General features: G+C 75.0%; 10 protein-coding genes and 1 pseudogene. All 11 read right to left on the minus strand.

Annotated elements, in window-relative coordinates; translation table 11 throughout:
* Window positions 1–644 (minus strand): annotated as a pseudogene (locus ACME2J_RS21015) (formate dehydrogenase); the annotation flags it as partial.
* A gap of 78 nt (window positions 645–722) precedes the next feature.
* Entirely contained in the window at window positions 723–2,147 is a 1,425-nt protein-coding gene (qcrB, locus tag ACME2J_RS21020) for a cytochrome bc1 complex cytochrome b subunit (RefSeq protein WP_495546904.1), read from the minus strand.
* A complete protein-coding gene (locus tag ACME2J_RS21025; RefSeq protein ID WP_495546905.1) occupies window positions 2,144–3,118 on the minus strand; it encodes a Rieske 2Fe-2S domain-containing protein in 975 nt (324 codons plus the stop codon). The genes qcrB and ACME2J_RS21025 overlap by 4 nt, the downstream gene beginning before the upstream one ends.
* Window positions 3,115–3,873: a c-type cytochrome gene (locus ACME2J_RS21030; RefSeq protein WP_495546906.1), complete on the minus strand. Its 759-nt coding sequence runs from the start codon at window positions 3,871–3,873 to the stop codon at window positions 3,115–3,117. The genes ACME2J_RS21025 and ACME2J_RS21030 overlap by 4 nt, the downstream gene beginning before the upstream one ends.
* On the minus strand, window positions 3,870–4,619 hold the full coding sequence (locus ACME2J_RS21035) for a cytochrome c oxidase assembly protein (RefSeq protein ID WP_495546907.1): 750 nt from the start codon (window positions 4,617–4,619) through the stop codon (window positions 3,870–3,872). Before ACME2J_RS21035 ends, ACME2J_RS21030 begins: the two co-directional genes overlap by 4 nt.
* Entirely contained in the window at window positions 4,616–4,996 is a 381-nt protein-coding gene (locus ACME2J_RS21040) for a hypothetical protein (protein WP_495546908.1), read from the minus strand. Before ACME2J_RS21040 ends, ACME2J_RS21035 begins: the two co-directional genes overlap by 4 nt.
* Window positions 4,993–6,585, minus strand: a complete 1,593-nt coding sequence (locus ACME2J_RS21045; RefSeq protein ID WP_495546909.1) for a cytochrome c oxidase subunit I — start codon at window positions 6,583–6,585, stop codon at window positions 4,993–4,995. Before ACME2J_RS21045 ends, ACME2J_RS21040 begins: the two co-directional genes overlap by 4 nt.
* Window positions 6,582–7,298: a cytochrome c oxidase subunit II gene (locus ACME2J_RS21050; RefSeq protein WP_495546910.1), complete on the minus strand. Its 717-nt coding sequence runs from the start codon at window positions 7,296–7,298 to the stop codon at window positions 6,582–6,584. Before ACME2J_RS21050 ends, ACME2J_RS21045 begins: the two co-directional genes overlap by 4 nt.
* A 3-nt stretch (window positions 7,299–7,301) precedes the next feature.
* Complete coding sequence (locus ACME2J_RS21055) at window positions 7,302–8,912, minus strand: phytoene desaturase family protein (RefSeq protein WP_495546911.1); 1,611 nt, start codon at window positions 8,910–8,912, stop codon at window positions 7,302–7,304.
* Window positions 8,913–8,921: 9 nt separating this feature from the next.
* Window positions 8,922–10,244 (minus strand): L-seryl-tRNA(Sec) selenium transferase, encoded by a 1,323-nt coding sequence (gene selA / locus ACME2J_RS21060; RefSeq protein WP_495546912.1) that lies wholly within the window; start codon window positions 10,242–10,244, stop codon window positions 8,922–8,924.
* Window positions 10,241–10,723: SelB domain-containing protein (locus ACME2J_RS21065; protein ID WP_495546913.1), on the minus strand; the 483-nt coding region annotated here is incomplete at its 5' end. The genes ACME2J_RS21065 and selA, both read right to left, overlap by 4 nt.

A 10,723-nucleotide genomic window follows, 5' to 3' on the forward strand; every position in this document is an offset into this window, starting at 1 on the left:
AGGTCCTGCTGGAACGTGGTGGCGCCGCCGCGCCCGAACGAGGTCCCCAGACCGGGGACCGTGGAGGAGTGTCATATGCGGGCCTGGTTCTCGATCGCGATCGCGCCGAGAGCCGAGAAGCCCTTCTTGATGAGGTAGTTCTCCTCGTTGTCGAGGGTCGCGCCGCCGAGGTGCGCGAAGCCCTGGGTGCGCCGGAGGGTCGAGCCGTCCTCGTCGGTCTCCTCCCACGTCCGCCGCCGGGTGTCGATGACGCGGTCGGCGATCATGTCGACGGCGCGGTCGAGGTCGATCTCCTCCCAATCGGTCGCGTGGGGCGCGCGGTAGAGAGCCTTCGTCGCGCGCGTCGGGGAGGTCACGAGGGAGCGCGACGACGAGCCGCGCGGGCAGAGGCGGCCACGTGAGATCGGCGAGTCCGGGTCGCCCTCGACCTGGGTGACCTTCTCGTCCTTGACGTAGACCTTCTGGGCGCAGCCGACGGCGCAGTACGGGCAGATCGAGCCGACGACGCGGTCGGCCTCCTCGTCCGCCGTCCGCGGTCGCAGCCGGGAGGAGCGCTTCGACTTCGCCGCGGCGCCGAGCCCGAGGCGATCCGCGCCCGTGAGCTGGCGCAGGAGCGGCGGGATGCGCGACGGACGCGAAGCCATGTGCCCCTCACTTGTCCGTTCCGGCGGCGACGAAACATCCGCCCCCCCTGACGTTCCTCACGCCAGGCGTGAGGAACGTCAGGAGGGGTGGGAGGAGCGCTCGCGCGGGCGGTCGTCCGCAGCCTCGGGGTCCTCGACGGGCGGGGGCGTCACGACCCGGGCCTGCACCGCTCGCAGCGGGTGCTCGTCCTCGCGGCGCAGCGCGTACATCCACCGCTTCGTCACCGCGTAGACGACGAAGGGGGCGATGAAGACGACGATCCGGAACGCCCAGAGCTGCGCCTCGTAGGAGACCTCGAGGCTGTAGTAGAGCCGGTCCGTCGCGCCGAAGAAGAAGACGAGGAAGACCCACGACAGGAACGCGGTCGCGAACGCCGTCCTGCGCGGGTTGTCGCGCGGGCGCTGGAGGAGGTGGTGGTGGCGATCGTCCTTCGTGAAGAGGAGACGGTCGATCCACGGCAGGAGGAAGAGGACGCCGAAGACGATCGTCGGGAAGAAGAGGCCGCCCCAGAAGGGGTTCGGGACGATCGTGCGGTCGAAGAGGACGATGTCGCCCTGGGGGACGAGGCGCAGCGCGCCGATGAGCCAGCCGAGGTACCAGTCGGGCTGCGCGCCGTTCTCCCCGACCCAGATCTCGTAGGGCCCCCACTGCCACACCGGGTTGATCTGCACGAGCCCGCCGAGGAGGAAGAGGACGGCGGCGACCGCGAAGAGCCAGCCGAGCGAGCGCAGCGCGTAGCCCGGCCACATCGGCGTGCCGACGACGTTCGTCTCCTTGCGACCCGGCCCGCGGAACTGCGTGTGGTGCTGGCGCATGATCATCGCGAGGTGGACCGCCATGAGCGTCGCGAGCGCGGCGGGCAGCAGGAGGACGTGGACGATGTACAGGCGCGGGAAGAAGTCCCCGCCCGACGGCGGGAACGGTCCGTCGAAGATGAGCGCGGACGCCGCGCCGCCGATGCCGGGGATCGACATCGCGGCCGCGTATCCGATGGCGAGGCCCATCCCGCTGAGGAGGTCGTCGAGGAGCGAGTAGCCGGCGTACGCCTCGAGCATCGCGAGGGCGAGGAGGAGGACCCCGACGAGGTAGTTCGGCTCGCGCGGCTTGCGGAACGCGCCGGTGTAGACGATCCGCATGAGGTGCATGACGATCGCGACGAGGAAGAGCAGGGCCGCCCAGTGGTGCGTCTGCCGCATGAGCAGGCCGCCGGGGACGTTGAACGAGAGGTCGAGCGTCGACGCGTAGGAGGCGGAGACGCGCTCGCCGTCGAGCGGCGCGTACGGCCCGCGCCACACGGTCTCGGTCGCGCCGGGCTCGAAGAAGACGGCGAGGAAGATGCCCGTCCCGATCAGGACGACGAAGCTGTAGAGCGCCATCTCCCCGAGGAGGAACGACCAGTGGTCGGGGAAGACGTAGCGCAGCGCCTTCTTCAGCGGCTTCGCCGTCCGCAGCCGCTCGTCGACGAACCCGACCGGGTCCTGGCCGTCGGGGCCCGCGCTCACCGGTCGGTCCCCCACCATGCGGGCCCGACGTCGCCCGAGAGGGGTCCGGCCGCCTCGAGCGTGCGGTCCGCGCGGATGCGCAGCGGCAGCTGGGGGAGCGCGCGGCCCGCAGGTCCGACGACGACGTCGCAGCCGCGCCGCACGTCGAAGGTCGAGTAGTGGCAGGGGCAGACGAGCGCGGGCTCCGACGACGTCTCCTCGGAGGTCGGGTAGCGGAAGATCGACACCGCGCAGCCGGCGTGCGTGCAGATCTTCGAGAACGCGAGGAACCCCTCGGGGGCCCAGCCCTCGCGGCCGTCCGGGAGGTCGAGCGTCTGCGGCTCGAGGTGGACGAGGACGAGCGGGGACCCGAGCTCGCTGCGGTTCGCGCCCTCGGGGAACGCGGTGATGAACGCGCCGACGCCGATGTCGTCGGCCTTGATCGGCCTGCCGTTCTCCTCGACGAGGCGGATCCCCGCGCGCCACGGGGCCTCGCCGAGGACGCTCGCGCTCGGGCCGAGCGCCGTGAGCGGCGCTGCGACCGCCGCGGTCGCGCCCGTCCCGGCGAGGCCGGCGGCGCCGAGGAGGAGCTTGCGGCGCGAGACGCCCTGCGCGCCGGCGGCGAGGAGCTCCTCGTCCTCCTCGACGGCCTCCGGCTGCCCGCCGACCTCGCGCTCCTCGACGGCGGTCTCGCGCGGCGCGACCCGCAGCCCGGCGAGGATGAAGGCGGCGGCGAGGACGGCGAGGGCGCCGCCGGCCGTCCCGCCGAGGAGCTGCGTGTCGGCGGAGCGCGCGAGGAGGACGGCGAAGGCGAGGAAGAGGAGGCCGGCGAGCGCGAGAAGGCCGGCGAGGGCGTTCTCGCTCCAGCGCGGCGCGCCCGTCTCGAGCGCGCGCGGGTCCTGCTCGGCCTCGTGGTCGGGCGGCGGCTCGTGCGCGTGGAGCGCTCCACGGGTGAGCGCCAAGGCGGAGAGGAGGCGGCGGAGCCGGTTCATGCGGAGCGCTCCCCGATGACGCGGGCGACGAGCAGGAGGGCGGTGCCGGCGAGGAGCCACGCGACGAGGCCCTCCGGGATCGGCCCGATGTTCCCGATGCCCCAGCCGCCTTCGTCGGGCGGGTCCTGGGCCACCGTCGTGATGTACCGAGCGATCGAGTCGACCTCGCCGCGGTCGAGGTGGGACTCCCCGAAGGCGGGCATGAGGTAGGGGCCGATCCGGATCGCCTCGCCGATGACGCGCGGCGAGCTCTCTGAGAGCGCGGGGGCGACGAGCCCCGGCGCGATGCCGCCCTGGCCGACGATCTGGTGGCAGCCGGAGCAGTTGTCGGCGAAGAGCCTGCGACCGGCGGCGATGTCGCCCCGCTGCGGCCGGACGTCGGGGATCGCGGGCCCGCTCTCGCCGCCGAGCGCCACGACGTGGCCGACGAGCGCGCGGATCTCGGCCTCGTCGAAGAACGGCTCGTGGCGGCGCGGCTGGATGTCGGGCCGGGAGAGCGGCATCCGCCCCGTCCGCAGGGAGAAGTCGACCGAGGCGGCGCCGACGTCGCGCAGGGACGGGCCGCGCCCCTCGATGCCGAAGCCCTCCGGCCCGTGGCACGAGGAGCACGTCTCGGCGAACAGCGCCGCGCCGCGCGCGGGACCCTCGCCGAGCGGGCGGGGGCCGTCCTGGCCGCTCGAGGACGGCGTCGCGAGGGTCCACGTCGCGACCCCGGCGAGGACGACCGCCAGGCAGAGCTTGAGCGCCGCGCTCACGACGGCGCCCCCTCGTGGAGGTCGCGGGCCCGCTGGCGGCGCTCCTCGGCGGCGAGCGCGGACCACGCGCTCGCGAGGAGGGCCGGCAGCGACGCGACCATCCCGGCCTTCCAGAGCAGCCCGCCGGCCGTGCGCTGATCGGCGAGGTCGGGATGGGCGGCGTAGAGCGGGTCGGGCGCGGTCGCGATGATGGCCCCGCCGATCGTCATGAGGGTCATCGCGAGGAGCCCGACGGCGAACTTCGTCACCGGGCCGCTGCGGTGGGGCAGCGGATCGGCGGCGATGAGGGGCGCCCACAGGGCGAGCGCGGCCCACAGCAGCAGCGCGTGCTGCGCCCCGTGGAGGGCGTCGCTGCGCAGCGCGGCGTCCTCCGCGGCCGGGAGATGGACGACGGCCATCGCGGCGGTGAACGCGACGAGCCCGAACGCCGGATGGCTCATCGTCCGCGCCGCGGGGTGATGGAGGAGGCGCCCGAGCGCCCGCCGCGTCCGCCGGTGGGAGCCGGCGAGGAGGAGGCGGATCGGCGCCGCGGCGACGAGGAGCGGCGCGGCGACGAGGACGATGACCTGGTGCTCGCCGACGTGCGCGCTCAGTCGCTCCTCGGCGGGGCCGTCGAGGAGGGCGGCGACCGCGAGCGCCGCGCAGCCGGCGAGGCCGGCGGCCGTCCGCCCGGCCGGCCACGCGTCGGCGCGGCGGACGAGCACGAGGAGGACGGCCGCGAGGGCGAGTGGACCGGCGAGGATCATGAGCCCTCCTCGCGCACGAGCCGGCGGCCCGCGCGGACCTCCCGCACGATCCCTCCGCCGCCGAGGGCGATCAGCCCGACGCCCGGCCAGAAGAACCCGGGGCCGGCGGCGGCGGCGCCGACGACGGCGAACGCGACGCCGGCCGTCACGACCGTCGTCGCCGCCGAGCCCTCCACGAGCAGCTCGGGGGCGTCGTGCCGTCGCGGGCGGGTGCGCTCGGCGACGCCGTAGGCGAGCCCCCACAGGACGCAGGCGAGCGCCGCCCCGCCGAGCAGCAGCGTCGGCAGGAGGTCGAGGTCGAAGACGAGCAGCCCGACGAGGTCGATGCCGCCGATGACGAGGCCCCAGCCGACGATGGGGACGGCGCCGCTCCTCACGAGCCCACCACCGCCTCACGGCGCTCCTCGTCCCGCTCCTGCGCCCGGCGGCGCAGGTCGTAGAGCGGCGCGTAGGAGCGGACCTGCGGCACGCGGTCGAAGTTGTGCGCCGGCGGCGGGGAGGGCGTCGCCCACTCGAGGGTCATCCCGCAGCCCCACGCGTCCGCCGCCGCGGTCCGGGGCGAGCGCAGGCTCCGCACGACCGCCACGAGGAAGACGACGAAGGCGAGTCCGATGAGATAGGAGCCGATCGACGAGACGACGTTCCAGCCGGTCCAGCCGGCGTCCGACGGGTACGACGCGAGCCGCCGCGCCATCCCGTCGTGCCCGATGACGAACTGCGGCACGAACGTCAGCGTCGTGCCGAGCGCGAAGAGCGCGAAGTGCCAGCGGCCGAGCGTCTCGGAGAGGAAGCGCCCCGTCACTTTCGGCCACCAGAGGTAGACGCCGGCGAAGAGCCCGAAGAGGCTGCCGGCGACGAGCGTGTAGTGGAAGTGGGCGACGACGACGTAGGAGTCCTGGGCCTGCAGGTCGAGCGTCGGCGAGGCGACCCAGATGCCGCTCACCCCGCCGACGAGGAACTGCATGAGGAACCCGAAGACGAAGAGCATCGGCGTCGCGAAGCGCACGACGCCCTTCCACATCGTCCCGATGATGTCGAAGTACTCGATGCCCGCCGGGATGATGAGCGCCGTCGAGGTGAGCGCGAAGAACTTCGTCGGGACGCTCCCCGTCGTGAACATGTGGTGCCCCCACGCGCTGATCGACAGCGCGGTGAACCCGAGGATCGAGACGACGAAGAAGCTGTAGCCGAAGAACCTCCGCCCGCTGAGGACCTGCGCGGCCTCGGCGACCATCCCCACGAACGGGAAGAACATGACGTAGACGACCGGGTGGCCGAAGAACCAGAAGAGGTGCTGGTAGCTGATCGGCCCGAGGATGTCCGCGCCGTTGCGGTCGAGGAGGAGGAAGGTGAACCCGGCGATCACCGAGGGGAACGAGAAGACGACGAGGAGCGCGGTCGCGAGCGCGGTCCACGTGAACACCGGCAGGCGCAGGAACGTCATCCCGGGCGCGCGACGACGCGCGATCGTGTGGAGGAGGCAGACGCCGAGGACGAGCCCGGCCGCGGTCGCGAGGAGGACGCCGGCGATCCACAGGTCCATGCCCTCGCCGGGCGTCTGCGGCGCGTCGGCGAGCGGGTCGTAGGAGTACCAGCCGGCGCGGCCGGGGCCCGACGTCGTGAACCACCCCGACCACATGACGAGGCCGCCGAGGAGCAGCAGCCACGAGGCGGCGTGCGCCCATCGCGCGCCGGAGATCTGCGACGTCCCGATCTGGAGCGGCACGAAGTAGAGGCACGCCGCGAGCGCGACCGGGATGACGACGAGCCAGATCATCGTCGAGCCGTGCATCGTGAAGAGGGCGGCGTAGCCCTCGCGCGACACGACGTCGGCATCCGGCGTCGCGAGCTCGGTGCGCATGAGGAGCGCCGAGAAGCCGGCGAGCGCGAAGAAGGCCGCGGCGACGACGACGATCCGCAGCGCGACGATCTTGTGGTCGGTCGACCACAGGAGGCCTCGGATCACGATGCGGCCCCCGCGCCCGTGCGGCGGCCGGCGAGCCAGCGGTCGAACTCCGCCGGGGGGAGGACCTCCACGTCGAAGGTCATCTGGTCGTGGTACTGGCCGCAGAACTCCGAGCAGCGCGAGGTCGAGTAGTCGAGGCCGCGCGCGAAGCGCACGTCGAAGACGTTCGTGTCCGTCGGCAGGGCGTCGTACTTCACGCGCAGCTCCGGGACCCAGAAGGCGTGGACGACGTCGGTCGAGCGCAGCCGGAGCTGCACGAGGCGGCCCTCCGGGACGACGAGGGTCGCCTCGCCGTCGCCGCCCTCGGCCGTCTGCACGACGCCGCCCGGGTACGAGAACCTCCAGTTCCAGCGCGACGCGGTGACCGCGACGACGAGGTCGGGGTCCGCCGCCGGGTCGCTCCCGCTCTGCGCGGCGGCGAGGGGCTCGACCTCGTCGACGGCCTCGTACGTCTGCCAGAGGAGGAGGGCGGAGACGACGACGAGGAGCCCGACGAAGGGGGCCTCGAGGGAGCGCTTCCGGTGCACGGGCGACGGCGCGCGGTCCGGACGGGCGCGGTATCGGAGCGCGACGACCGCGAGGGCGAGCGCGACGATGAGCAGGACCGCGAGCGCGACGGGGAGGTACACGCTCGCGAGGTCGGAGTACGTCGAACGCGTGTCCGCTCCGGTCGTCACGGGCACCGCCCGCTTCCCGATCGGCGGAGCGCTCACACATCAATCGTCGGAATGCCGGCGCCTCGCGAGACGGCCGCGCGCGAGCCGCCACGGCGCCCGCCGCGCGAGCGCCGCGCGGGCGGCGTTCTGCCCCGGAGCGCCGTGCACGCCGCCCGACGGATGCGCGGAGGCCGAGGCGAGGTAGAGGCCGGGGACCGTCGTCTCCGGGCGCCCGAGCTGCGCGGGGATCGGGCGGAACATCGCGAGCTGGTGGAGGTGCGTCGTCCCTCCGTTGAGCGCGCCGCCCGCGAGGTTCGCGTCCGCGGCCTCGAGGTCGGATCCCGAGGCGATGACGCGGCGGCGCACGAGCCGGCCGAATCCCGGGGCGGCCTTCTCGATCCGCTCCTGCATGCGGTTTGCGAACCCCTCGACGTCGTCGGCGCTCCAGCGGGGGCTCAGCTCGCCGGCGGCGTCCGCCTCGATCTCCTGGGGGACGTGCGCGTAGGCCCACAGCGTCTCGCAGCCCGCGGGCTGGCGCGTCGGGTCGGTCGCCGCGTACTGTCCCGCCACGAGGAACGGGTGCCGCGGGATCCTGCCGGTCGCGAGCTCGGTCGACGTCACGCTCAGCTCGTCGATCCCGCCGGTGACGTGGACGTTGGCGGCCCGCGCGGCCTCGCCGCTCGCCCACGGCACCGGCCCGTCGAGCGACCAGTCGACCTTCACCGTGCCGGGGTCGAGCTGGGTCCGCTCGAGGTCGGTCACGACGCGCCGCGAGAGATGCTCGCGGCCGACGAGCGAGAGGTAGAGCGAGCGCGCCTCGACGTCGGCGAGCACGGCGTGCCGCGCGCGGAGCACCTCGCCCGCCTCGGTGCGCACGCCCCTCGCGCGCCCTCCCTCGACGACCACGCGCACGACGCGCTCGCCGCAGCGCAGCCGCCCGCCCCGCGCGCGGAGGCGCGCGACGAGCGCGTGGGTGAGCCGGCCCGAGCCGCCCTCGGGGATCGGGAAGCCGTGGCTCTGGCCGATCGCGCTCATCACCCAGCCGAACGCGCCGCTGCCCACGGATTCCGGGGAGAGGTCGGTGTGGAGCGCGATGCTCGCGAGGAGGTCGCGGGGTCCGCGCCCGCGGAAGTTCTCCTCGGCGAGCCGCCGGACCGGGAGCGCGAGGAAGCGCGCGAGACGCGGCACGTCGCGCAGGCCCGTCCGTCCTGCGATGCGGGCGGTCGCGACGATGGGCGGGAACGGCGTGAAGAGCGCCTGCGAGAACCCTCGCTCGAGGCGCTGCCACCTCTCCATGAGGTGCCGCCAGGCGGCGCCGTCGCCGGGCGCCGCCGCGTCGAACGCCGCGCAGCTCGCGCCGAGGTCGGCCTCGATGAGCGCGACCTCGCCGGTCTCCGGGTCGACGTGTCCGGCGACCGCGTCCGAGCGCCGCCAGCGCAGGCCGTGCTCCTCGAGGCCGAACGACGTGAGCGGCGGGGAGATCGTCGCGAACGGGTAGAAGGACGAGAAGCGATCGTGGATGAAGCCCCGCTCGCACGTCTCGCCCGATCGCACGGCGCCCCCCGGCTCGTCCTCGGCCTCGAGCACCTCGACGTCCCAGCCCGCGTCGGCGAGGAGGTTCGCGGCGACGAGCCCGTTCGGCCCCGATCCGATGACGACGGCGTCGACCATGCGCCGCCTCTACCCGCCGCGGGCGGCTTGCACCGCGGCGGCGACGAGCGGGATCTCGTCGTCGCGGAGCGTCCGCGGGTCGAGGAGGAGCCGGTCTGCGGAGATCCGCCCGACGACCGGGGGCTCGCCGAGCCGCAGGGCGTGCGCGAGCGGCTCGGGCGCGCCTTCGAGCGCGACCGCGGGTCCTTCGAGCGCGAGGAGCGGCAGCGCCCCGCCGCCGACGCGGGCGACGGCGTCGACGATCTCGCCGCCGACGGCGTCGGCGAGGCGGCGCGCCCGCTCGGCGAGCTCGGCGGTCCCGGCGTCGAGCATCGCGAGGACCGGGACCTCCCGGCGCGCCCGGCCCGGGTCGCGGTAGAGGGCGAGCGTCGCGGCGAGAGCGGCGAGGGGCAGGCGGCCGACCCGCAGCGCGCGGGCGAGCGGGTGCCGGCGGCAGGCGCCGATCGCCTCGCGGGACCCGACGAGGATGCCTGCCTGCGGGCCTCCGAGGAGCTTGTCCCCGCTGAAGCAGACGAGCGCGGCCCCGGCCGCGACCGAGTCGCGCACCGGCGGCTCTCCGTCGAGCTGCGGGAGGTCGGCGAGCGCGCCCGAGCCGACGTCGTCGACGACGGGGACGCCGAGCGTGCAGAGGTCGTCGATGCCGACCTCCTCGACGAAGCCGACCGTGCGGAAGTTCGACGGGTGGACCCGGAGGACGATGTCGGCCTCGCCCGACTCGACGGCGGCGCGGTAGTCGGCGAGGCGCGTCCGGTTCGTCGTCCCCACCTCGACGAGCCGCGCTCCCGCCTGGGCGACGACCTCGGGGATGCGGAAGCCGCCGCCGATCTCGACGAGCTGGCCGCGCGACACCGCGATCCCGCGGCCGGGACCGCCGAGCGCCGCGGCGGCGAGCAGCGCCGCGCCCGCGCCGTTGTTGACGACGAGCGCGTCCGGCGCGCCGGTGAGCTCGCGCAGGAGCGCCCCGGCGTGCTCGTCCCGGCCGCCGCGCCGCCCCGTGTCGAGGTCGAGCTCGAGGTTGACGGATCCCGCGGCCGTCGTCGCGACCGCCTCGACCGCGGCGTCGGGGAGCGGCGCCCGCCCGAGGTTCGTGTGGATGACGACGCCGGTCGCGTTGATGACCGGCCGCAGGCTCGGCCCGAGGCGCGCCGCGGCCCGCCCGGCGAGGTCGGGATCGCCGTCGGCGCCGGCGAGGAGCTCCGCGCGACGCTCCGCGACCGCCGCGCGTGCGACCGCCGTCGCCTCCCGCGGCGTCACGCCGGGATGCCGCTCCGCGACCTCCGCGGCGAGGCGGTCGACCGAGGGCAGCGCGCGGAGCGCGTCGCGGGCGCTCATCGCGCGATCTCCCGGCGGCGGACGAGTCGGCGCCGGTCGTCGGCGTCGCGCCGGGTGAGCCGCTCGTGGTCGAGGTGCTCGAGGAACGCCTGCGCGGACTTGCGCGAGGTGCCGAGCGCGTCGCGCGCCTCCGCGAGGGAGAGGGAGCCGCGCTCCTCGAGGAGCGCGACGAGCCGCGCGCGGACGTCCTCCGCGACCTCGGCCGACGCGTAGAGCCGGCCGCTGAGGCGCACGGCGAGCCCGGCGTCGCGCAGGGCGCGCAGCACGTCGGCGTCCGCGAGCTGCGCCTCGGAGAGCGGAGCGTCCCCGGCGTCGCGCAGGCGGCGCAGCATCTCGTCGGCGCCGTGGGGGAGCGCGGGCGGCGCCGGCTCGGCCGGCACGCGGGGCTCGACCGCGGCCGTCACGGCGTCCGCCGGCTCGGCCGGCACGCGGGGCTCGCCCGCGGCCGTCACCGCGTCCGCCGGCCCGGGTGCGCCGTC

The organism is Paraconexibacter sp. (genome assembly GCF_059438195.1).